Annotated in this window: 19 protein-coding genes and 1 other RNA gene; 17 read left to right on the top strand and 3 right to left on the bottom strand. The window is 35.7% G+C overall.

Annotated features, from left to right (window positions below):
• Window positions 1-6 precede the first annotated feature (6 nt).
• The 6 genes from JOC73_RS05650 to rpoD all read left to right on the top strand — a co-directional run bounded on the left by JOC73_RS05650 (window position 7) and on the right by rpoD (window position 8,403).
• On the top strand, window positions 7-849 hold the full coding sequence (locus tag JOC73_RS05650; RefSeq protein WP_204401029.1) for a pyruvate, water dikinase regulatory protein: 843 nt from the start codon (window positions 7-9) through the stop codon (window positions 847-849).
• 31 nt (window positions 850-880) lie between these two features.
• Window positions 881-3,505 carry a pyruvate, phosphate dikinase gene (gene ppdK, locus JOC73_RS05645; protein ID WP_204401027.1) on the top strand — a complete coding sequence of 875 codons (2,625 nt, stop codon included), beginning with the start codon at window positions 881-883 and terminating at the stop codon, window positions 3,503-3,505.
• A 269-nt stretch (window positions 3,506-3,774) separates the two neighbouring features.
• The gene (locus JOC73_RS05640) at window positions 3,775-4,788 is read left to right on the top strand and encodes a deoxyguanosinetriphosphate triphosphohydrolase (RefSeq protein WP_204401025.1); all 1,014 of its coding nucleotides are present in this window, start codon (window positions 3,775-3,777) and stop codon (window positions 4,786-4,788) included.
• Between the two features lie 116 nt (window positions 4,789-4,904).
• Window positions 4,905-5,351, top strand: coding sequence for a YaiI/YqxD family protein (locus tag JOC73_RS05635; protein WP_204401023.1), 447 nt, complete (start codon window positions 4,905-4,907; stop codon window positions 5,349-5,351).
• 85 nt (window positions 5,352-5,436) lie between these two features.
• A complete protein-coding gene (gene dnaG, locus JOC73_RS05630) occupies window positions 5,437-7,254 on the top strand; it encodes a DNA primase (protein WP_204401021.1) in 1,818 nt (605 codons plus the stop codon).
• An 18-nt stretch (window positions 7,255-7,272) separates the two neighbouring features.
• Window positions 7,273-8,403 (top strand): RNA polymerase sigma factor RpoD, encoded by a 1,131-nt coding sequence (gene rpoD / locus JOC73_RS05625; RefSeq protein WP_204401019.1) that lies wholly within the window; start codon window positions 7,273-7,275, stop codon window positions 8,401-8,403.
• 44 nt (window positions 8,404-8,447) lie between these two features.
• On the opposite strand, the gene JOC73_RS05620 is transcribed toward rpoD, so the two are convergent.
• Window positions 8,448-8,648, bottom strand: coding sequence for a hypothetical protein (locus JOC73_RS05620; RefSeq protein ID WP_204401017.1), 201 nt, complete (start codon window positions 8,646-8,648; stop codon window positions 8,448-8,450).
• A 96-nt stretch (window positions 8,649-8,744) separates the two neighbouring features.
• Here JOC73_RS05620 and JOC73_RS05615 point away from each other — a divergent pair, with 96 nt between their 5' ends.
• From JOC73_RS05615 to JOC73_RS05600, 4 genes are all read left to right on the top strand, one after another.
• Window positions 8,745-9,446: a tRNA (adenine(22)-N(1))-methyltransferase gene (locus JOC73_RS05615; RefSeq protein WP_204401015.1), complete on the top strand. Its 702-nt coding sequence runs from the start codon at window positions 8,745-8,747 to the stop codon at window positions 9,444-9,446.
• The gene (locus tag JOC73_RS05610; protein ID WP_204401013.1) at window positions 9,431-10,549 is read left to right on the top strand and encodes a Nif3-like dinuclear metal center hexameric protein; all 1,119 of its coding nucleotides are present in this window, start codon (window positions 9,431-9,433) and stop codon (window positions 10,547-10,549) included. Before JOC73_RS05615 ends, JOC73_RS05610 begins: the two co-directional genes overlap by 16 nt.
• A 92-nt stretch (window positions 10,550-10,641) precedes the next feature.
• Window positions 10,642-11,016, top strand: an RNA gene (gene rnpB / locus JOC73_RS05605) — RNase P RNA component class A.
• 140 nt (window positions 11,017-11,156) lie between these two features.
• Window positions 11,157-13,169 carry an MASE3 domain-containing sensor histidine kinase gene (locus tag JOC73_RS05600; protein WP_204401011.1) on the top strand — a complete coding sequence of 671 codons (2,013 nt, stop codon included), beginning with the start codon at window positions 11,157-11,159 and terminating at the stop codon, window positions 13,167-13,169.
• A gap of 288 nt (window positions 13,170-13,457) precedes the next feature.
• On the opposite strand, the gene JOC73_RS05595 is transcribed toward JOC73_RS05600, so the two are convergent.
• Together JOC73_RS05595 and JOC73_RS05590 are read right to left on the bottom strand one after the other, a co-directional pair.
• Entirely contained in the window at window positions 13,458-13,715 is a 258-nt protein-coding gene (locus JOC73_RS05595) for a hypothetical protein (RefSeq protein ID WP_204401009.1), read from the bottom strand.
• A 149-nt stretch (window positions 13,716-13,864) separates the two neighbouring features.
• Window positions 13,865-15,544: a flavin monoamine oxidase family protein gene (locus tag JOC73_RS05590; protein WP_204401007.1), complete on the bottom strand. Its 1,680-nt coding sequence runs from the start codon at window positions 15,542-15,544 to the stop codon at window positions 13,865-13,867.
• A gap of 237 nt (window positions 15,545-15,781) precedes the next feature.
• Here JOC73_RS05590 and JOC73_RS05585 point away from each other — a divergent pair, with 237 nt between their 5' ends.
• The 7 genes from JOC73_RS05585 (at window position 15,782) to JOC73_RS05555 (ending at window position 23,156) form a co-directional block, all read left to right on the top strand.
• Window positions 15,782-16,282: a hypothetical protein gene (locus tag JOC73_RS05585; RefSeq protein ID WP_204401005.1), complete on the top strand. Its 501-nt coding sequence runs from the start codon at window positions 15,782-15,784 to the stop codon at window positions 16,280-16,282.
• A 552-nt stretch (window positions 16,283-16,834) separates the two neighbouring features.
• Window positions 16,835-18,646, top strand: coding sequence for an ABC transporter substrate-binding protein (locus tag JOC73_RS05580; RefSeq protein ID WP_204401003.1), 1,812 nt, complete (start codon window positions 16,835-16,837; stop codon window positions 18,644-18,646).
• An 89-nt stretch (window positions 18,647-18,735) separates the two neighbouring features.
• Complete coding sequence (locus JOC73_RS05575) at window positions 18,736-19,761, top strand: ABC transporter permease (RefSeq protein WP_204401001.1); 1,026 nt, start codon at window positions 18,736-18,738, stop codon at window positions 19,759-19,761.
• Window positions 19,761-20,783, top strand: coding sequence for an ABC transporter permease (locus JOC73_RS05570; RefSeq protein ID WP_204400999.1), 1,023 nt, complete (start codon window positions 19,761-19,763; stop codon window positions 20,781-20,783). Before JOC73_RS05575 ends, JOC73_RS05570 begins: the two co-directional genes overlap by 1 nt.
• Window positions 20,784-21,776: an ABC transporter ATP-binding protein gene (locus tag JOC73_RS05565; protein WP_204400997.1), complete on the top strand. Its 993-nt coding sequence runs from the start codon at window positions 20,784-20,786 to the stop codon at window positions 21,774-21,776. It abuts the gene before it with no gap.
• Window positions 21,769-22,947 (top strand): ABC transporter ATP-binding protein, encoded by a 1,179-nt coding sequence (locus tag JOC73_RS05560; protein WP_204400995.1) that lies wholly within the window; start codon window positions 21,769-21,771, stop codon window positions 22,945-22,947. The genes JOC73_RS05565 and JOC73_RS05560 overlap by 8 nt, the downstream gene beginning before the upstream one ends.
• Window positions 22,944-23,156, top strand: a complete 213-nt coding sequence (locus JOC73_RS05555) for a hypothetical protein (protein WP_204400994.1) — start codon at window positions 22,944-22,946, stop codon at window positions 23,154-23,156. Before JOC73_RS05560 ends, JOC73_RS05555 begins: the two co-directional genes overlap by 4 nt.
• Window positions 23,157-23,378: the final 222 nt, after the last annotated feature.

The following is a 23,378-nucleotide window of genomic DNA, read 5'->3' as shown; positions in this document are numbered from 1 at the left end:
GAAAAAATGAAACAAGAGAATTTAGTGATCTATGTTTTATCAGATTCAATTGGTGAAACTGGTGAACAAGTAGCAAAGGCAGGAATTAGTCAATTTAATATTGAGGATTATGAAATTAGGAGATTTCCCTTCATAACTGAAAAATCTCAGATAGAAGAAATAATGATAGAAGCCAAGGAAGAAAAGGCAGTAATCGTTTTTACAATGGTTGTGGAGGATTTAAGAAATCTATTAATAGAAGCAGCAGGAAAGGCTAATATACCTGTTATTGATATCATGACACCTATTATTAACTCAATGGGTTCGGCGATTGGGATGTCGCCCCGTCGAGAACCAGGCTTGATTCGACGATTGGACGAAAAATACTTCAAGAAGGTGGAGGCAATAGAATTTGCGGTAAAATATGACGATGGGAAAGACCCACGGGGATTGAAAAAGGCTGATATTGTACTGGTGGGGATTTCCCGTACCTCAAAGACACCCCTAAGCATGTATCTGGCCCATAAAAATTTAAAGGTTGCCAATGTTCCATTAGTCCCAGAGGTGAATCCCCCAAAGGAGCTTTTTGAAGTAAATCCAAAAAAAATAATTGGGTTGACTACAAATCCATTAAAACTGATTGAAATTCGTCAAGAACGTTTGAAGGCTTTAGGGTTGAAGCATGAAGCCAACTATGCTAGTATGGAGAGAATTTTAGCAGAAATAGATTATGCTGAAAAAATAATGAAAAAGGTTAATTGTCCTGTAATAGATGTATCCTGCAAGGCAGTAGAAGAAAGTGCCAGTATTATATTGGAAATTTTTAAGGAAATCGGATATAAGTTTAATAATGGAGTTAGTAAATATTAATGGATAGATACATTTATGGAGGTGTAAATAGATGAAAAAGTTTATCTACGATTTTAGAGAGGGTAATATGTCAATGAAACCTTTACTGGGAGGTAAGGGGGCTAACTTAGCAGAAATGACGAGAATAGGATTACCAGTACCTCCAGGCTTTACAGTCACTACTGAAGCATGTCATGAATATTACATAAAGGGAGCCAAGCTTTGGGATGAGCTAATTAATCAGATATTTCAACAATTGAAAGTGCTGGAAGAAGTAACAGGGAAAAGGTTCGGAGGTATAAATCACCCCCTATTAGTATCAGTTCGTTCGGGGGCTGTGGTTTCAATGCCGGGAATGATGGATACCATCTTAAATTTGGGTTTAAATGATGATTCGGTGGAGGGTCTAGTTAATGCCACCAACAATGCAAGGTTTGCCTTTGATAGTTATCGGAGGTTTATTCAGATGTTCGGAGACGTGGTATTGGGGGTAAAAAAATATAAATTTGACACAGCCTTAGAAAAAAGAAAGAATGAAAGGGGATATCAGCAGGATACCGAATTGACTTCTGAAGATTTAAAAGGCCTAGTGGGAGATTTTAAGAATATTATTCGTAAAGAAACAGGAAATGACTTTCCACAGGATGTAAAAAAACAGCTTCAAATGGCAGTGGAGGCGGTATTTAAGTCGTGGAATAACCCAAGAGCAAATGTTTATCGAAAAATACATGATATACCAGACAGTTTGGGTACAGCTGTAAACATTCAATCGATGGTATTTGGAAATATGGGGAATACCTCAGGTACAGGAGTTGCCTTCACAAGAAATCCTGCCAATGGAGAGAAGAAGCTCTATGGAGAATTTTTGCTGAATGCCCAAGGAGAAGATGTAGTGGCAGGAATCCGTACACCAAAGGAAATTAGCGACCTTGAGGAGAAATTACCAACGGTTTTTCAACAATTTTTAAAGATATCTGACCTATTGGAAAAACATTATCGGGATATGCAGGATATCGAATTTACCATTGAAAAGGGTGTCCTGTACATCCTACAGACCAGAAGTGGTAAACGAAATACCCTGGCAGCCATCAATATTGCAGTAGACATGGTGGCAGAAAAACTAATTACAGAAAAAGAAGCTGTCATGAGGGTGGAACCACAACAATTGGAACAATTACTTCATCCTACTTTTGATGATGAGGCTTTAAGCAGAGCAGAGTTAATAACTAGAGGTTTACCAGCGTCATCGGGGGCAGCAACAGGAAGGGTTTATTTTACCCCAGAAGATGCTGTAAAGGCAAAAAATGCTGGAGACAAGGTTATTCTAGTAAGACATGAAACATCCCCAGAGGATATTGAGGGAATGGTGGCATCGGAGGGAATACTGACAGCTCGAGGTGGTATGACCTCCCATGCAGCAGTAGTGGCCCGTGGAATGGGTAAATGTTGTGTAGCCGGTGCAGGAGAAGTGAAGATAGACCAAGGGCTTAAATTAATTAAGGTACGGGATTTAGTATTTAGAGAAGGGGATTTTATCTCCTTAAATGGTCTAAATGGAGAGGTCTATGGGGGAAAAATTCTTACTAAAGAGCCTCAACTCACCGGTAATTTTCAGACTCTGATGAAATGGGCTGATGGTTTTAGAATATTGAAGGTTAGAACCAATGCTGATACAAGTAGGGAATCAAAACAAGCCTTGATCTTTGGAGCTGAGGGAATTGGGTTATGTAGGACGGAGCATATGTTCTTTGAAGAAACCCGTATCCCTGTTGTTAGGCAAATGATTTTAGCAAGAACCCTAGAACAAAGGAGAGATGCTTTAGAAAAACTACTGCCCATCCAAAGAAAAGACTTTATGGAGATTTTTGAAGTTATGGGGACTTTACCCGTTACAATACGTCTATTGGACCCACCTTTACATGAGTTTTTACCCCACGATGAAAAGGATATTAAGGAATTAGCTCAAAGTATGGAGATGTCTTACCATGTTTTAAAGGAAGTAGTAAAGGATTTGGATGAATTTAATCCTATGTTGGGGCATCGGGGCTGCAGATTAGCAGTAACCTATCCAGAAATCTATCAGATGCAGGCTAGAGCCATTATAGAAGCCGCTGTAGAGATTAAGGAGAAAAGTAACATTGATGTAAAGCCAGAAATTATGGTGCCATTAGTGGGGGAAATTAAAGAATTAAAGTACATTAAGCAAATTATTGTTCAGACGATTGAAGAGGTAATGGCGGAACATGAAGTCAAAATAGATTATTTAATAGGTACGATGATTGAGATACCCAGGGCCGCCATTACAGCCGACGAAATCGCCGAAGAGGCAGAGTTCTTTTCCTTTGGTACAAATGATTTGACCCAATTGACCTATGGTTTTTCAAGGGATGATGCAGGAGCCTTTATTAAAGAGTACCTAAACAAAAACCTATTAGAAAAGGACCCCTTTCAGCAAATAGATCGAAAAGGGGTGGGTAAACTGATGGAAATTGCCGTTGATTTAGGTCGCAGTGTCAAACCAAACATTAAAATGGGCATCTGTGGAGAGCATGGGGGAGATCCAAACTCCATTGAGTTTTGTCATCTACTAAAGTTGGATTATGTATCCTGTTCCCCCTATAGGGTGCCGATCGCTCGATTGGCAGCTGCCCATGCGGCGATAAAAAACGAAGAATAAATTATCGTAGATTGAGGATAGTGTATACGACCCAGCGAACTTATGATATGGATTTTTTTATCATATCAAGTTTAGCTGGGTTTTTGTTTATAATTTTGCTTGATTTTGTACATAATACAAAAAATGAAAAATGTCAAGGTATAAAAACTAAAAGAATGTAAAAAGTATGTAGGGACGGAGAAAAAATGTTCGGTTTAAAAGGATTTTTGTAATGAGTAGAGTATATATAATATATAGAAAGTATTAATATTCATTAAGGAGAATATCTTATGGTTAAAAACCTGAGGGAAGTTACTGAAGCCTTTGAAACTGAATATTTGTCAGAATTCGCGCAACCCAGTAGAAAATCAGTGGGTCGAAGAGAGGCGGAGGAAGAATGTGATATTAGAACCGCCTATCAACGGGATCGAGATCGTATTATACATTGTAAATCATTTAGGGCATTGAAGGAAAAGACACAGGTGTTTATTGTAAAGGATGATTTCTTTAGGACCCGCTTGAGTCACACCTTTGAGGTCAGTCAAATTTCTAGGACCATTGCTAGAGCCTTGAAGCTCAACGAAGATTTAGTAGAGGCAATCGCCCTGGGCCACGATTTAGGGCATACTTGTTTTGGACATGGGGGAGAGGATGTACTAAATCAAATCACAGGTCATTTTCGACATAATGAGCAGAGTTTAAGGATTGTGGACGTATTGGAAAGGGACGGCAGAGGACTAAACTTAACGGAGGAGGTTAGGGACGGCATTCTAAATCATACAGGACTAGGCATTCCTACAACAATGGAGGGAAAGCTGGTGAGGATTGCCGATCGGATCACTTACCTATGTCATGATATTCAAGATAGTGTCAGTGCGGGCATACTCAAGGAAAATGATATTCCGAGGAAGTTTTTAGCTGTTTTAGGGGATGCCCATAGTAGGCGAGTTAATACCTTTGTAAAAGATATGATACTGGAAACTTCTTTGCAAATTCAAAAAGGTAATCACTTTGATATATATCAAAGTGATCTAATTCGTGAGGTAATGCATGAGTTAAGGAACTTTATGTTTAAAAATGTTTATCATGCAGAAGTATGTTCAATAGAAAAAGAAAAAGCTAGCTTTATTGTAACAACATTATTCGAGTATTTTATGGAAAACCCCCATGAAATGCCTAAAGAGTATTGTGCTAGGCTGGAGAAGGAGGAAAAAAAGAGGGTAGTGACGGACTTAATCGCTGGATCCACGGATGCTTATGCTATTCGAGTATTTCAGACGAAGTTTATACCTTCACCAAAGTAAGGTGATAACCTACGGTTGAATTAATTTTCTGAATTCATTTTTTTTAAGAGCTGGGAAGGAATTGGCGAGATTTATGTCGAATAAAGTTTTCCAAGCCCAATAAAAGGGGAATTATTATGAGAATGATTGTAGACGCAGATGCCTGTCCAGTGAAAGAAATCATTGCAGGTTTATGTGCAAAATATGGCATTAAACTAATTTTTATTCATAGTCTAGATCATATTTCTAGTCAATATAATGATGTTGAGAAAATAATCGTTGATAAGGGATTTCAGTCTGCAGATATGGCTATCGTGAACAATGCTCAAAGAGGTGATTTAGTTATTACAGCAGACATTGGATTGGCGGCTATGGTCATTGGAAGAGGAGCTTTTGTGTTGAATCCCTGGGGGGGATTTTATACTCCAGAAAATATAGATCAACATTTACATCAGAGATATCTCAATCAAAAAATTCTTTCAGCCAAAGGACGGTTGAAGGGACCTTCTAAAAGAAATAAAGAAGATGATAAAAAGTTTGCTGGTATTTTAGAGGATTTTTTGAACAAATCCGAGAAAAACTAGAAGAATACACGAAAATCTTAAAACGCTAGAAGGAGATTAAGAATTAAAACAGAACTAAATAAAGAAAGAAAATTTAGGTGATTATATGGGAGGCTTTTTTCCAGACGAGATTATTGATGAAATAAAAGATCGAAACAATATAGTGGATATCATTGCCCAATATATACAAGTTAAGGCATCGGGAGGAGCTACCTATAAAGCTCTTTGTCCTTTCCATAATGAAAAAACCCCATCCTTTGTAATCAATTCCCAAAAACAAATATTTAAATGTTTTGGTTGTGGTGAGGGGGGAGATGTTATTGGCTTCATTATGAAAATGGAGAATCTCGACTTTATTGATGCCATCAAATTATTAGCTGAAAGGTCTAATATCCACTTAGAGGAACTAAACAACTCTGAAGAATTAAAGAAGGATATTCAACAAAAGGTGTTGTATTTTGATATACATAAAAAAGCAGCAATCTATTATTATAACAATTTAACAAAAGGGAAAAATCCAGCTTTAAATTATCTTTCTAAAAGAGGATTAACACCTAAGATCATTAAGTCCTTTGGGATTGGCTATGCTTATAATAGTTGGAAAGATTTAATGAATTATTTAGTTAATGAAGGATATCAAATTCAAGATATTGAAAAATGTGGACTGATTCTAAAGAATAAAGATGGAACTGATTATTATGATCGCTTTAGAAATCGAGTCATTTTCCCTATTTTTGATATTAGGGGCAATGTTATTGGATTTGGTGGAAGAGTGTTGGATGATTCACTACCTAAGTATTTAAACTCGCCAGAAACGCCAGTGTTTAACAAAAGTAGCACCATCTATGGACTAAACTTTGCCCGTAAACATATTACTGATGGGAAAATCATTTTAGTAGAAGGTTACATGGATGTAATTGCCTTATGTCAAAGGGGTTTTAACAATGTAGTAGCAGCCCTAGGGACTTCACTAACAAAATATCATGCTCAGATATTAAAAAAGTATAGTTCTGAAGTCATTATAGCCTTTGATGGAGACGAAGCAGGCATAAAAGCAACTCTTCGTAGTGTTGATATCATGAAGGAAGTTGGTTTAAACTGTAAAGTATTATTACTTCCCTCCAATAAGGATCCAGATGATTTTATAAAGGAAATGGGGAAGTATGCATTTCAGAATCAATTGGACAAGGCGGTTAGCCCAATTGATCTTAAAATCATTCAAGCGAAAAAGAAGTTCAATTTAGACAAACCAGAGGGGAAAATTGATTTTGTAAAGGAACTGGCTGAGATTCTAAAACAAATTAAAAGTCCTGTCGAAAGGGAAGTGTATGTTCAAAAAATTGAAAAAGAGATCGGTGTCTCCCAACAAGCAATTCATATGGAGATATACGGAAATAAAGGAACAACACCTTTTGATAAGAATCCAAAGTATAGTTCTAGCTACAAAAGAGATAATAAATATATAGAAGCAGTACCGCCAGTTGAACAAAAGGGGCATTTGACGGCTGAAAAGCAATTAATCAAGTTAATGCTGGTGAAGCCGGATGTTCGACCTCTGATTATTAAGAAGGTACAGCCAGAGGATTTTTCATTAGGCAAACATCAAATAATCGTTGAATATATAGTTGATCATTATCAATGGGGCCCACAAGAAATCGTAAAAGGACTCCCCCAGTTGCAACAGGATATAGAGAATATATTACAAATCGATATAGAACATATAAATATAGCAAAAACTCTAGAGAAATATGTAGTTAACATGAAAAGATTTAAGCTTATGTATCAAGCTAAGGAGCTTCAACATCAACAAAAAGTATTGAAGGAAAATAAGAAATTAGATCAGGAAGAGGTTGAGAAGGAATTGCTTAAAATCGGCATGGAGATTGTGAGAATTAACACTGAAATACAGAGACTACAGCTTTAATGAAGGGAGGGGACTTATTTGAAGGAATCAACGGAAGCAAAAAAGGAAAGTGTGAAAAAATTAATAGAAAAAGCTAAAAAAAGAGGAATGATTACTTATACCGAAATAATGGATACATTTGAGGAGATTAATATTGATAAAGATCAGATAGAAGAACTATATGATCATCTAGCCTCTCTTGGTATAGAAGTAGTTGGTGAAAAGGACGAAGATATAGATTTAGAGGATATTGATGTTGACGTAGAAATAGATTCAGTGGATATAGAAGAAGAGCCCATCGAAGAAAATATTGAAGATGATGCCGCATTATTAAAAGGGATCAATATAGATGACCCTGTAAGAATGTACCTAAAGGAAATAGGTAAGGTGCCTCTACTAACTGGAGATGAAGAAATTGAATTAGCTAAGAAAATGGAGGCGGGTAGTGAAATAGCTAAAAAAAGACTTGTTGAGGCCAACCTTCGTTTAGTAGTAAGTATTGCAAAACGATATGTAGGCAGAGGAATGTTATTCTTAGACTTAATTCAAGAAGGTAATCTAGGATTAATTAAAGCAGTTGAGAAATTCGATTACAGAAAAGGATATAAGTTCAGTACTTATGCCACATGGTGGATTAGACAGGCCATCACAAGAGCTATAGCAGACCAAGCTAGAACAATTAGAATACCTGTTCATATGGTGGAAACCATTAATAAGCTCATTCGAGTTTCAAGACAATTATTACAAGAGTTAGGAAGAGAGCCTAAGCCTGATGAAATTGCTAAAGAAATGGATTTATCAGAGGATAAGGTTAGAGAAATATTAAAAATTGCTCAAGAGCCAGTTTCTTTAGAAACACCAATCGGAGAAGAAGAAGATAGCCATTTAGGAGACTTTATACCAGATGACGATGCTCCAGCACCTGCTGAAGCTGCAGCCTTCTCTTTATTGAAGGAACAGTTAATAGAAGTGTTAGATACATTAACTCCTAGGGAACAAAAAGTGCTTCGTTTACGTTTTGGATTAGATGATGGTAGAGCTAGAACATTAGAAGAAGTAGGAAAGAAGTTTGATGTTACCCGGGAGCGTATTCGACAGATAGAAGCTAAAGCCCTTAGGAAATTAAGGCATCCAAGCCGAAGTAAAAAGTTAAAGGATTATTTAGAATAAAAATAAGAAAGATAGATTCGCTTAGAGCGAATCTATTTGACTTTCTACCAATATTGCTTTTGTTTAGCATATTCGATCTTTTTCCTTTTCTCTTCATTGGTTTCTTGCTCATCGATTTGATCTTGAAGGGTGTGCATGACTTGATCAGCTTCTTCTTCCCATTCTTGGGTACGGCCACCCCATTTAAAATGAACCATTTCATTAGGTGAGACGATTTCTTTCTCTTTCTTTTTGATATGTGGCATAGTTTAGCCTCCTCATGGAAGTTTGGTTTAAAAACTAGCTTTATTGGAGAAAAATAAAAGATCTTATATTTAGTCTGAAATAAAGGAGACAATAATATGCAGGTAAAATTAACCCCAAGACTGGAGAAGATAGCTAGTCTTGTTGAAAATCACAGTAGAGTAGCTGATATAGGCACAGATCACGGATATATTCCCTTATATCTTTTACAAAATAGGATTAGTTCTTTTGCCATAGCCAGTGATGTCAATAAAAAGCCTTTGGAAAGTGCTGAAGCAAATATCAAAATTTATGGGTATGGTGGGAAAATCGAAACTAGATTAGGTGGAGGTTTGGCTACTTTAAGGCCAGGGGAAGTTGACACCATCATCATAGCTGGGATGGGAGGCCTCTTAATATCAGATATTTTAGAGGAAGCCCAAGATATTGTAGAGTCAACTAAAACCTTTATTCTACAGCCAATGCAGGCCCAAGAGGAGTTAAGAAGATATCTTGTAAAAAATGGTTTTTGCATTAAGCTAGATCAATTGGTGAAGGAGGATCATCGTATTTATGAGATTATCGTTGCTGAAAAAGGGACGCAAACAGTAGAAAAGGATATTTTCTACACTGTAGGCTTTCATCTTAAAAGCAATCCATTACCTTTAGCTGAGGAATTTATTCAACGGAAAATGATGATTTATGAAAAAATCATGAATGATATTAAGGGATTAACATCAGATGGTGCTAAAGAAAAGTATGGGATGGCACATGATATGTTTAATGAATTAAGGGAGGTTATGGCATGGCTGAAAGAGTAAAGGACATTATACAGATTATTGAAAACTTGGCTCCAAAGTCTGCAGCTGAATCGTGGGATAAGGTTGGATTACAGGTGGGAAGCCCACAGGATACGATCAAAAAAGTGCTTGTATGTTTGGATGTTACAGATGATGTCATGGAAGAAGCTATTGAAAATGAAGTGAACTTAATCATCTCCCATCATCCATTTCTGTTTAAACCCCTCAAGCATATCTTGAAGGAAGATTCCAAAGGAAAAATTGTCTATCAGGCAATCAAAAATAATATAGCCCTTTATTGCTGCCATACTAATATAGATGTGGTCATGGGGGGCTTAAATGATCAGGTGGCAATGAAGCTGGGCCTCAGTAATATAAAGATATTACAGGTGACTGGACAACAGGAGTACTATAAGATTGTTGTCTTTGTACCTGAGGGTTATGAGGAAAAAGTAGCTACTGCTTTAGCAGAAACAGGGGCAGGGCATATTGGCAACTATAGCCACTGTAGCTTTAGAAGTGATGGAACAGGAACATTTATGCCATTAGAGGGTACCGATCCCTTTATTGGGAACATTGGTGAATTAGAAAAGGTAAAGGAAATTAGACTTGAGACTATCATCAAAAAAGAAGATTTATCTAAATCCTTAAAATCAATGATGGAGGCCCATCCCTACGAAGAGGTGGCATATGATGTCTATCCATTGATTAATGCTGAAGCAAACAGGGGAATTGGTCGAGTAGGAGTACTGGATAATCCCCTACAGTTGTCTATTTTAATTGAGGATGTCAAAAAGATATTAGATATAGATAAAGTGAAATTTTGCGGTGATGTAAATCATCAAATAGAAAAAGTAGCAGTAGTAAATGGTAGTGGAGCGGATTTAATATTTGATGCCATCGGAGCAAAATGTGATTGTCTCATCACAGGAGATTTAAAATATCATGAAGCCCAGATTGCTTTAGAGAATGGGTTGAATGTCATCGATGCGGGGCATTTTGAAACGGAAGCTCTTTTCGTAGATTGGATGGTGGCGTTTTTAACTGAGGGATGTAAAGAGAAGGGGTTAGATATTGATGTGATTCCATCTAATAGGAATATAAATCCGTTCCAATATTTATAGGGCACTAAAAAGAATATAATTACAAAATATGGATTTTGACATCCATCCGTTTTTATGTTATTATTGTATCTCAGCAGGACAACAGAATATTGTGAGTAAGTCAGATGGTCGCGGACACAGTTTTACTGTGGACGAGGAAAGTCCGAGCTCCATAGAGCAGGGTGCTGGGTAATACCCAGTGGAGGCGACTCCAAGGAAAGTGCAACAGAGAGATACCGCCCTTTATTTTAGCAAGGTTGTTGACTTTGCTTTATATAAGGGGTAAGGGTGGAAAGGTGAGGTAAGAGCTCACCAGCAACTAGGCGACTGGTTGGCTATGTAAACCCCATCTGGAGCAAGACCAAGTAGGGACAATGGTAGCGGCTGCTCGTCGCGTCCCGTGGTAGGTTGCTTGAGCCGTCTGGTAACAGCCGGCCTAGATAGATGACCGTCAGATACAGAACTCGGCTTATAGATTTGCTCGCATAATATTGTGTCTATAAAACACTACCTTTTGGGTGGTGTTTTTTTTGTTACAGCATATACAAAATCTTTCATATAATGATATAATTACAATTGTATGTAATCTATGGGAAATAGTAATCTTACTTAGGAGAGTGTATTTTAAATGATAAACCGACTGGAGCCCAGGGGCTGGATAAGCACGAATTATAACTTTTTAACTAAGCTAAAAGAAATATACTTGATCGCCTTATTAGTTATAGGACTAATTTTATTGGGGATTGCAAATTATCTATTGTTTCACACAATTGTAGAATTAATTGGTGTAATAACATACACAGGAATATTTATTGGACTGTATAACGCTTATGTAATAAAAAAAGATACCTACATGTTGTATATTTCTCTATGTGCTATTCTAGTGGTGGGGTTTGATTTTATCCATATCATTTCATACGAGGGGATTGGCATATTATCTAATCTTACAGAGGATTTACACTTTAAAACCTGGTTAGTTGCTAGAATAATAGAGAGCACTACTTTACTATTTGTCGTCAGTGGCACTAATAGAGATAAAAATCAGAATCTAAGAATGTTGGCCCACATGACGTTTTTGATCTTGTTTACTTTATTACTATTCTTTTATAATAATTTCCCGAAGACTTATGTTAATAATATTGGAGTAACAATGATTGATCGGATTAGTACTTATTCTATTGTGATGTTTTTAGTGATGTGCCTTATTCAAGTCATGAAAAATAAAGAAACCTTTGGGGAATATAATCGAACTCTGGTCATTACATTATCTGTCAAGATGTTTGAATTGCTCGTATTTTATATCTTTATTGAGTACACAAACTCAGTCTTGTATTTAACTCATGTACTCAAGGTATTATCTTATTATCTTTTATATAAGATTGTAATTAGTGTATGCATACTGAGTCCATATAGAGAACTAAAAATGAGCGAAGAACGGTATAGAACTATTGTAGAAGCATCCTATAACGGCATTATCATTCAAACAGGTGGAAAAATTGAGTACTCAAACTCTAAACTTTTGGAAATTATGGGTTATACAGATGCAGCTGAAGTATTAGGTAATAGCGTTTCTGATTTCATTATAGAAGATCATATAGAGTGTTGTTCAGTCCTAGATTACACAAACGAAGTGTTGAAACGACAGAAAAAATTACCTTCTATTGAAAAAAAGCTAAGAAGAAAAGATGGTAAGACAGTTGATATAAGATTGACAGGAATTCATTTTCCAACACCACTTAAAAATTCTATTCTATTGACAATAAAGGATATAACAGAAATAAAAGAAACACAACAACTGAAAGAACTTATTCAAGAAGAACAAAGGTTATTGAGGGAAGCCTTGGAAATGGATCGAATAAAAACTGAGTTCTTCTCCAATTTATCCCATGAGTTAAGGACACCACTAAATATTTTATTAGGGAGTATACAATTACTCGAAGGGGGTAGCCTTTATGATAATAAAGAGCTATGTCATTCACAATTACAGAAGAGAATTCATGTCATGAAGCAAAACTGTTATCGATTGCTAAGATTAATTAATAATATGTTAGACTTAACTAAATTCGATTCTGGGTACCTACATATGAATTTTACAGATTGCAATATCATAAGCACTATTGAGGATATAACTTTGTCTGTAGTTGATTTCGCTAGGAACAAAGAGATAGAGATTGTGTTTGATACTGAGATTGAGGAAAGTATTATCTCCTGTGATTTAGATAAGTTAGAAAGGGTGGTATTAAACTTACTCTCAAATGCTATAAAATTTACCAATCCCTCTGGCAAAATATATGTGAGTATTAAGGACGAAGTTGAAACAATAGCAATCTCTGTGAAGGATACAGGTATAGGAATACCAGCCAATAAACTAAATAATATTTTTGATAGATTTAGACAAGTAGATTCGTCATTACATAGAAGAAATGAAGGAAGCGGGATAGGATTATCCCTGGTGAAGATCCTTATAGAGGCCCATGGTGGAAGGATTATTGTGAAGAGCAAGCCAGATATAGGTAGTGAATTTATTGTTAAGTTACCAGTAAGAAGCTTAGACGTGAAGGATTCATCAAACAACATTGTGGACTATCACAGTAATAATATTGAGAAAATTAAGGTTGAATTTTCGGATATTTATTTCTAAACTCATAAGCATTAAAGTGACAATCTTCAATTTATACTAAAGGTCATTCAACAAGAGTGGCAGACATGGCAATTATGTTGAGAAAAAAATAGGCATGAAGGATGGGGAATTAGAGCTTGATTTCAAAAAGCTAATCATGAAAATGTAGCCAGAGACATTGCTCCATAATATAAAAAATTTATTATTACTATTATATTACTAGATTATAAGATTACATATTAAGACCATATGTTAAGATCAAATAATAAAAACATTTTAAAACCCACTAACCTATATTGGATGTGGGTTTTAAAATACTGTCCCTCCGTCTTGGAAAGAAATAACAAAATTCAATTGTGTAGTAGGGTTGATATAGATTCTCAAATCCACTCCTGAGGACAGTCTTCGGGTACCTGGGGAAAATATTAGGTCGAAGGGAATACCGGCTTTAATTAACAATGATGTTGCAGCATAGATTTGAGCTAGCTGCAGATTATCTGAATTTGTAATTCGCTTAAAAATATCCGTAGAAAGAAGTGTTATGATTTCTTTTTCAAAATTGGCCATAGACATCATTCCTTATCACTAAGTATTGTTGTATGATATACTACATTGTATGAAAACAGACCACCAAAGTGCAGATGAAAAGAAAAAAGGACCCTAAACTAATAGGTCCGATATTGCTCTCTAGCAATCATTGCCTTCTAATAAAAGGATTAGAAGGGAGTACAACTTCTACAAGATTGAGCAATGCTATTGGCCGCCTCCATCCCTGTTTGAAGTGCTCCTTGCATCCAAGCTCTAGATACAGAAACATGTTCTCCAGCGAAAAATACTCGACCACTATATTCAGGTTGTTGACTATTCCATAAAAATAGACGATGCTGTTGAGGATTATAAAAGGTAAAGCCCCCCAATGACCAAGGATGGTTATTCCATTGGAGTGTTTTATGATCTATGGCAATACCATCTAAATAAAAAGGAGACAGACCGTGGACTTTTTCCACTTGCCGCTTCACGATTTCTGGAATCTCATCATCTTTAAAATTGCCTAATCTAACAGAATCTTGAGTCCAATTATAGGAAGCTGTAATTACTCCAGGTTTTTGTGGAGCTGGAAAATCTGTGGTGTGGGGATTATACCAGATACTATTAATCACTAAATCAGTTGTTGAGCCGCCCCCCATGATTCTTTCTTCAGGAGGGCCCTCCTCCCAAAATTGTTTGCTAAAAAGGAAAACAGTCTTTTGAGCTGCGGACATATTTTGAAGCCTAATAGCCTGCATTTTCTCAGAACTAAACTGTGGACATAAACCCAAAAGACGAAGGTTGGAAAAAGGTATGGCACAAACAACATAGTCAAAAACTTCTTCTTGGAAATCTTGCGACCCCACTGACTTAAAATAAACTGATACTGATTTTTTTTCATCCCATTGTTTTAACCCAGTTACTTGGTGGCCAAATCTAAAATTAATTTTGCCGATAGCATCTTTAGGTATCTGTGGACCATATTCATTTGGGCTGTCATTAGCCAGTGAATTATAAAATGCTTCGGGGAGCTTAGATAAACCTCCATTAATCTCGTAGAGATAAGAAAAATTAGCAGGATAGATTTCAGCTAGTTGTTCAAAATAGCTGTTGTCAAGAAACGATCCAATAAAGGGATTAATGCTACTGAGCATAGAGATAGCTCCTTCGCTTAATCCTTCTTTTTCCATAATTTCACGGGCACTTAGTGCATCAGCAAGATTAATTTCTGGAGAGTACGCCTTTTTTACTTGCAGGATTTCTTTCCGAGTTTCTGGTGTTAGGGATAATAGATATGTTTCAAAAGCTTTAGCCTCTAACTCTGGCCAAGGGGTTTGGGCCTCCTGAGGAGTTAAGTCAAATTGTGGATAAATCCATCTTTGTACAGCCTCTGGATTGTTTCGTACCCTAATCCCTCTAACATAAATATATGTACTTTCTTCATTTTGTACAAATGGTCTAGTATTCAAACCAAATAGGTCAATGTAATGCCAAGTAGTCTGATGAGCTACAGAGAATCTCATTGGACCAAGCTCGCCATAAAGGCCTTTTTTTCTATCAAAATAATGAGTATAAACTCTACCACCTACTCGACATTCCTCAGCCTCGAAGATAGTAATGTTAAAACCAAGCTTTCTTAACTCAAATGCTGCTGATAAACCTGCTAATCCTCCTCCTAAAACAGCAACTCTGATATTTTTGCAAGAACCTGGGGGAGCGATACTCGTTATATCGGCAGGTGGGTTTAATAATTCTACAATATTAGGAAAGTCTTCTGATCGATGGTTTTCCTTCAGTACATACTGGAGAAGCTGTAGTCTCTCTTCCTTCGTTGGATTTAAGGGTTGAAAAGGGCCTAAAACATCCATATTATATCTCCTTTCAATTGTAAAGAATTATTAAATTATATGAATAAAAAAATAAAAATACGCCATCATAGAATTTAATACTAAAATTATAAAAAAATATTGCTATTTAAGACTTACATATTGTAATGTTAATCACTTCGGTTATAGTACTAAATCCGACAATGATTGCTATGACATGCTGGTACGGAATATGGTATAATGATAGTTAAGTAAGAATAGGTAGGTGATGATAACGTGATGAAGAAATACGTAATCCCTTTAATTATTAGTTTAACGTTCATATTACTTATAGTAGGATGTACTAGAGATGAAATTGGTGATCAAACTACCATTGATGAAGATCAAAATATGTTAGCGCCCAGCAGACAAGAGAATAAACTAGAAAAGATTAATCTAGAAGACTTAGAGGAAAAACTACTGGGCTCTGTAGGAATAGAATTAAAAAATACAGATAATCAAGCAATTGGACTGTTGAAGGAAAGGGAACATATTGTCTCTTTTATTGAAGAATTGTTTCAATACCCCCAGCAGGAAAAATTACCAAATGATTCCAGTAAAGATGCTGTCATAGGTCCAATCAACTTCTATTTCAATGAGGAAGAGGGGATTTATGGAATTGTTAAGAATGGTTATATCTATATTGAAGGATATTATTTTTTAATGTCAGACCGAGATGCAGCGAAAATTGAAAATTTGTTTTCAAAAAGTATAATTGAAGCGCCTGTTAGTGGAAACTAGCAGGCGTTTTAAAATTCTTAAGTAAAAGCACGAATACAAAAGTAAAACAAGCATATTAATTAAAAGAGTATAAGAATTAAGAGGATAAATAAAAAACTTATAAGAAGGCAGGATTTTAATGAAGAATATAGAAAATATCATATATAAAAAATTTTCAGCACATTTTATGTTTTAGCATATTTGCACAATGGTATATAAAAAATTGACAACTAGGCAGAATATGATAATTATATTAACAATAATTAATATTTCGAAATATAGTTGAAATTTTTGAATATTTCTAATACAATATAAAAAAGTCGAAATAGTCAGAATGTTGAGAGAGATAATAATTTAATAATTCATAAAAAAAAATTTTTGCTAAAAAAGAGGAAATTTTTAAAAAAGGTAGAATTATTAATAATATAAGTTTATTGAAAATTTAAGCTAAACTTAATATTGAGAAGTTTTAGGAAAACCATTTACTTAATAGTTTATCAAGTTACTAATAGAGAGTGGGGGGAACTCCTCATTTCTATTAATATAAAAATCATTAAAGGGGGAAAAAGAAGAATGAAGAAAAAAATGATTTTACTCTTAGTTTTTACTTTAGTGGCTTCAATGTTCCTAGCAGCATGTGCTCCTAAAGAACCAACCTCAGTTGATCAAGGAACACCAACAGAGGAAGCAAAGCCTGAGAACTTAAGACCGCTTGTAGTTGGATCAGCAGATTTTAATGGTGACTTCCACACTGGTTGGACGAACTCAACTTATGATAAAAACATTAGACAATTAGTATGGGGATTCGGTTTGATGACTGATAACCCTGCTGGTGAGGTTATTGATTCTCCACTTGTAGAAGAGAAAACTGTAAGTGAAGACTTGTCTACATGGACATTTAAAATCAAAGAAGGTGTTAAATTCCATAACGGTGAAGAATTAACAGTTAGCGACATTAAGTTCACTTATGAATTCTATATGGATAAGGAAGCTTTAGAAGCAACTGGTGCTACTTCAAACTTTAACGAATACATTGACACTATCACGATTGATGAAGCAGCTAATACAATTACCTTCAAGTTAAACAAGGTTATCTACACAACTGATTCATCTATATTCTATGAAACATGGATTTTAGCAGAAGATATGATTACTGAAGGTGCGACTGCTGCAAGTCAAACTGTTCAAGAGTATGTAAAGGCCAACATTAGTAACCCAATTGGTTACGGGCCATACGTATTTGTTGAGTATAAAGAGTCTGAATACGTAAAATTAAAGGCTAACCCAGATTATATTGGTAATGCTCCAGCAATTAAAGAAATTATTGTTAAGCATACACCAAGCGAAACTGAATTAGACCAGTTATTATTAGGTGAAGTTGATATGTTATTTGCTTTGGGTGAGGCAGAAAAAATTGATCCTGTTTTAGCAGATGACAAATTTGCATCAAACAACTACTTCAGACATGGTGGTGGTACTATGGTACTACACACTGACTATGAAGCTTTCCAATTAACAGAAGTACGTCAAGCCTTTGCTTACGCCTTCAACAGACCTAAGGTTATTGAATTATTCTTAGGTAAATACGGTGTTGCATCTCAAGGTCCTTACTCTAAAAACCATTGGATGATGTATGAAGACAACGAAAAGGATCTTATTGGTACAGCTGCAGAAGGTAAATTTGAAAAATCGTTAACAAATTATGATATTGTTGATGCAAATGGTAAGTTTGATGAAGCTGCAAATATTGCTAAAGCCCATGAATTATTAGATATCGCAGTTGCAAAGACTGATGGTGAATATGCCAACTTAACAGGTAATGCTGACAGTGGATATATGTGGAAGGGAGAACCATTAAATATTAAGATCGCCCTTACTACTTTCTGGTCTGACACTTATCACTTAACATGGAACGAAGAGTATGTATCAAAATTAGGTTTTGGTGTTACAATCGTTGGTTTAGACTGGCCGATTATGTATGGACACTGGACTGGTAACACAACTGAAGAAAGACAATACCATGCATACGTAGGCGGTATCGGTTATGTAATTAAAGACAACCCAAGAGCCAACTACGGTGTAGATAAAATCAAAGATTGGGGTCACCCATCAAGTAACGGCCCTCGTTTCACAGGTGGATCAACTTTCACTGCTGAAGAGTGGGATCAATTAATGATAGATATTGAAAATACTCATCCAATCACAGGAAGAGATCAATACAGAGAATTGTGGAGAGAATATGTTAAGACATTTAACAAAGAAGTACCAGTTATCCCAGTTTACTCTAACCAATACTTCGACTTATACACTGGAGACTTAGAGAACTTTAGTACAAATGCATTATGGCCATGGACTAGAGCTATCCTTGATGCAAACTGGAAGTAATTTAGTTAATTAAAAGTATGATTAGGGTTAAGACCACTATCTAATCCTTAGATAGTGGTCTCATTTTAAGAGGTGAGGTGACTGACTTAATGGAAAACAACAGAGGATCTAAGACGATCTTTGAGGTGATAACTCCGTATGCAACTTATTTAGGCAAACGCTTAATTTCAATAATCCCGGTATTATTGTTAATATCATTGGTAATTTTTGCATTAATTAGTATGATGCCTGGTGATCCAATTATGGCTATGCTGGATCCAGAAAAAACAGCTACCATGACAACTGAAGAGAGAAATGCTTATGTGGAGACCATGAGGGCCTTCATGGGTTATGATAAGCCGCCAGTGCAAAGATACTTTATTTGGTTAAGAGACACCTTCTTAGAAGGGGAATTTGGATATTCTATTAGATTTAACAAACCAGTTAATCAGATCATTGGGGGCTATATAGCACGCTCCTTTGAAGTAAATATTATTGGGTTCTTTTTTGCATTTCTAATTTCAATTCCAATTGGAATTACAGCTGCAGTAAAGAAAAACAAGCTGTATGACAAAACCCTTACTGTTCTTACAATTGTAGGTATTTCATTACCATCCTTCTTCTTAGCCTTATTGCTAATAATGCTATTTGTAGTTATATTGAAATTGTTACCCTTCTCGGGGATGTCAGATCCTAGAGGTGTGATACCGGACTGGAAGTACTTGGTCTTACCAGTAACGGTGGTTGTATTAACATCTCTACCAAGTTTAACTAGATATGTTCGAGCAGCAATGATTGAAGTGTTAAAATCTGATTATGTTAGAACTGCAAGAGCAAAGGGTTTGACAGAAAAGGTAGTTATTTATAGACATGCATTCCAAAATGCATTGATTCCTGTCGTAACACTAGTAGGGATGTGGATACCAGCATTATTCGGAGGCTCAATAGTTGTAGAAAGAATATTTGCTTATCCAGGAATGGGTTATTTACTGAGTGAGGCCTATAACTACAAGGATAGAGCAATTATACAAACAGCATTACTATTCTTTGGTATGCTTACATTATTAGGTAACGTGTTTATTGATGTTGGTTATATGGTTGTTGATCCAAGAATTAGAGAAGGGAAGGTGAAATAATGTCTGCAATTACAGAACAAAGTAAAGGATTCAGCAAGGACGATGAAGTCATTCTTTCGCCTACGCAACAGATTATTATTAAGTTTAAAAACAATAAACTAGCTATGTTTGGATTTTGGTTATTCGTTTCGATTGTTTCTGTAGTAGTGGTGACACATTTTTATACAAAATTCACTGGCTATGACTTTTCAGCTACTCACCCGGAATTAAAGAATCTACCTCCAAGCTGGCAACACCCATTTGGTACTGATAGATATGGTAGAAATACATTTGTACGTGTGCTAGAAGGTGGATGGATTTCATTACAAGTAGGGTTCTTATCTACAATTATGGCTGTGACCATTGGAGTTACAATGGGCGCTATCTCTGGCTATTTTGGTGGTAAAATTGATGCACTTATCATGAGAATTGTTGAGGTGATCTATTCATTCCCATTTTTAGCAATAGCCTATATTATTTCTGCAATTTTTAGAGATAGACCTGCTGAATTTAGATTATTTGTTATCATCGGAATCCTCGGGTTTATAAGGTGGACAGGACTAGCCAGATTAGTACGTGGTCAGATTTTATCCTTAAAAGAGCAGGAGTTTATTCTAGCAGCTAAAGCCCTAGGTATTAAAAAACGTAATCAGATTATGAGACATCTTATTCCTAATGTAATGGCAATGGTTGTTGTTTCTGGAACCCTTACATTTGCCAATGCTATTTTAGGGGAAGCATTTTTATCCTTCTTAGGATTATCGGTAACAGAACCTATTCCTACTTGGGGAGCATTGTTGGCAAAGGCTTCTTCAAACAGTACCTCTTTAAGGTCTTTCTGGTGGATTTGGGTATTCCCTGGTACAATGCTATTTATGTTTATTATGAGTATCAACTTAATTGGTGAAGGTTTAAGGGATGCGATAGATCCTAAGGCTGAATTCACTACCAAGGAAGAGAAGAAAGCTGCCAAAGAAAGACGTAAAGCACAGAAAAAAGCAGCTAAAGAAGGAAAATTAGTTAGTAAAGGAGGAGCGATGTAAATGAATAACAAATTACTTGAGGTTAAGAATTTACACACTTACTTTTTTACAAATAAAGGTACTGTGAAGGCTGTTCAAGGGGTAGACTTTACTATAGAAGCCGGCAAAACTCTGGGTATCGTAGGAGAGTCTGGCTCAGGTAAATCCGTAACATCATTTAGTATATTAAATTTATTAGATCATCCAGGTAAAATTGTTGATGGTGAGATTAATTTTAATGGTAAGAATCTTGTAGGAATAAAAGAACAGGAAATGAGACATATTCGTGGAAATGATATTTCTATGATTTTCCAAGAGCCGATGACATCTCTTAATCCAGTTCATCGTATCGGTAGACAAATTAGTGAGCCTATCATGCTACACCAAGGAAAATCGAAAAAAGAAGCTTGGGATGCTGCGGTTGAACTTTTAAGAGAAGTTAAAATACCTAATCCAGAAAGCGTTGTTTACAATTATCCTTTCCAATTATCTGGTGGTATGAGACAGCGTGTTATGATTGCAATGGCACTGGCATGTGAACCGAAGCTGTTGATTGCTGATGAACCAACAACTGCATTGGATGTTACGATTCAAGCACAGATATTTAAGCTGATGAACGATCTTAAGAGAATTCATAATACAGCAATCATATTCATTACCCACGACTTAGGAGCCATAGCAGAGCTGGCGGATGATGTTGCGGTTATGTATACAGGTGAAATCGTAGAGAGAGCTCCTGTAGATACTATTTTTGATAGAGAAAGTAAGTATTCACATCCTTATAAGGAAGGGCTGTTAAAATCAATTCCTTTGCTGGATGAAAAAGTTGAACGTTTAGACCAAATTAAAGGAAGTGTACCTCACCCATTGAAATTACCAAAAGGCTGTAGATTTTCAACCCGTTGTGAATATTCTACTGATAAATGTGTAAATGAGAAACCTGAATTGGTTGAGGTAGCAAGTGGACATTTAATAAGATGTTTTTATCCAGAAACGGGGTGTAGAAATGCCTAAGGTATTATTAGAAACCAAAGGAATAAAACAATATTTTCCAACTGGCAAGAGAAGAAATGAAAAGAAAAATCTAAAGAGATTATCTGAGAAAGCTGTAAAAATTTATAAAAATGATTATCCTACTGAAAACCCTCAGTTAAAAGAGAAGGATTTATTAAATCTTATCTTGGAGCAATTTAAAGAAGGTAAAAAATTTAGTGATGAACTAAATGCTACCCTAACTGAATATGAAGCTCGTTCAAATGTTCATGGTGAAAGGTTATATGTTAGAGCAAATGATGGCATTGATTTGGCTATTTTCGAAGGTGAGACTGTTGGTTTAGTTGGAGAATCTGGTTGCGGTAAATCTACACTAGGTAGAACAATCCTAAAGCTATACGAACCAACTGAAGGTGAAATCTTCTTTAATGGAGAAGATATTACGAAGTACTCCTCCAATAAGATGATGCCCCTTAGACGAGAAATGCAAATCATTTTTCAAGATCCATATTCTGCATTGAATCCAAGGATGACTGTTGGAGAGATTATTGGAGAAGCACTTCTTGAGCATGGAGTTTTTAAGAGTAGAAATGATGATTTTGAAAACTACGTTAAAGAAATAATGAAAACATGTGGATTGGAAGACTATATGATTTATAGATACCCCCATGAATTTTCTGGTGGACAACGTCAAAGAATAGGGATTGCCCGTGCACTTGCACTAAAACCTAAATTTATTGTTTGTGATGAGGCAGTATCAGCCCTTGACGTTTCTATCCAATCCCAAATAATAAATTTATTAAAAGACTTACAAAAAGAATTCGGACTTGCTTACCTTTTCATATCCCATGATTTATCAGTTGTTAAGCATATCAGTGATAGAATTGGGGTAATGTATTTGGGAGATATGGTTGAATTTTCAGATAAGGATAGTTTATATGAAAATCCATTACATCCATATACAAAAGCTTTATTGTCAGCGATTCCGGAGACAGATTTACAAAAATCTAGAAGCAAGAAAAAGATTATTTTAGAAGGGGATATTCCTTCTAATGTTATAGTTCCTACTGGCTGTAAATTCCATACAAGATGCCCTATTGCGAAAAACATATGTAAACGTGATATACCTGAGTTTAGAGAAGTAGAAAAAGGACATTTTGTGGCTTGTCATTTCAGTGGTGCGGAAATATGATGCTTTTAAATAGCTTCGACAAAGGTTTTAAATCAAGAAGAAGAAAGTCACAGGAAGAAAAGGAAGAGTTGAAACAACTCTTGGGTAAAACTGACTTTGAAAATGGAGACTTCCTTGCATTGATTATTGCAGCTTTGGTAACCCTTGTACCAGTAGTATTAATTATGTTATTAATATACTATGGGGTTTCGATGTATTTCTTTGGTTAATTTTAGTGATATAGATAAAAGGGCAGGTATTTCCTAAAATACTTGCCCTTTTAAAATGGAAAACTATCTATACTGTTTAGATGGATTTGAATTGAATCTTCGTTGTTGTTATATGTTTCCTGTAAATATATCATAGCGAAGATTTGAAAATAGTGCATTATTTTTTGCTTATTGCTAAATACTAGACAAGAAAGTATTCTTAACATTAGATAAATAATGTAA

The organism is Alkaliphilus hydrothermalis (assembly GCF_016908555.1).
Classification (GTDB): Bacteria; Bacillota; Clostridia; order Peptostreptococcales; family Natronincolaceae; genus Alkaliphilus; species Alkaliphilus hydrothermalis.
The sequence above is the reverse complement of the archived record's forward strand: the minus strand, read 5'-3'. Positions and strand labels throughout refer to the sequence as shown.

Coding starts and splice junctions, on each gene's coding strand:
- JOC73_RS05650 (WP_204401029.1), top strand. CDS start 7: ATGAAACAAGAGAATTTAGTGATCTATGTTTTATCAGATTCAATTGGT.
- ppdK (WP_204401027.1), top strand. CDS start 881: ATGAAAAAGTTTATCTACGATTTTAGAGAGGGTAATATGTCAATGAAA.
- JOC73_RS05640 (WP_204401025.1), top strand. CDS start 3,775: ATGGTTAAAAACCTGAGGGAAGTTACTGAAGCCTTTGAAACTGAATAT.
- JOC73_RS05635 (WP_204401023.1), top strand. CDS start 4,905: ATGAGAATGATTGTAGACGCAGATGCCTGTCCAGTGAAAGAAATCATT.
- dnaG (WP_204401021.1), top strand. CDS start 5,437: ATGGGAGGCTTTTTTCCAGACGAGATTATTGATGAAATAAAAGATCGA.
- JOC73_RS05620 (WP_204401017.1), bottom strand. CDS start 8,648: ATGCCACATATCAAAAAGAAAGAGAAAGAAATCGTCTCACCTAATGAA.
- JOC73_RS05615 (WP_204401015.1), top strand. CDS start 8,745: ATGCAGGTAAAATTAACCCCAAGACTGGAGAAGATAGCTAGTCTTGTT.
- JOC73_RS05610 (WP_204401013.1), top strand. CDS start 9,431: ATGGCTGAAAGAGTAAAGGACATTATACAGATTATTGAAAACTTGGCT.
- JOC73_RS05600 (WP_204401011.1), top strand. CDS start 11,157: ATGATAAACCGACTGGAGCCCAGGGGCTGGATAAGCACGAATTATAAC.
- JOC73_RS05595 (WP_204401009.1), bottom strand. CDS start 13,715: ATGGCCAATTTTGAAAAAGAAATCATAACACTTCTTTCTACGGATATT.
- JOC73_RS05590 (WP_204401007.1), bottom strand. CDS start 15,544: ATGGATGTTTTAGGCCCTTTTCAACCCTTAAATCCAACGAAGGAAGAG.
- JOC73_RS05585 (WP_204401005.1), top strand. CDS start 15,782: ATGAAGAAATACGTAATCCCTTTAATTATTAGTTTAACGTTCATATTA.
- JOC73_RS05580 (WP_204401003.1), top strand. CDS start 16,835: ATGAAGAAAAAAATGATTTTACTCTTAGTTTTTACTTTAGTGGCTTCA.
- JOC73_RS05575 (WP_204401001.1), top strand. CDS start 18,736: ATGGAAAACAACAGAGGATCTAAGACGATCTTTGAGGTGATAACTCCG.
- JOC73_RS05570 (WP_204400999.1), top strand. CDS start 19,761: ATGTCTGCAATTACAGAACAAAGTAAAGGATTCAGCAAGGACGATGAA.
- JOC73_RS05565 (WP_204400997.1), top strand. CDS start 20,784: ATGAATAACAAATTACTTGAGGTTAAGAATTTACACACTTACTTTTTT.
- JOC73_RS05560 (WP_204400995.1), top strand. CDS start 21,769: ATGCCTAAGGTATTATTAGAAACCAAAGGAATAAAACAATATTTTCCA.
- JOC73_RS05555 (WP_204400994.1), top strand. CDS start 22,944: ATGATGCTTTTAAATAGCTTCGACAAAGGTTTTAAATCAAGAAGAAGA.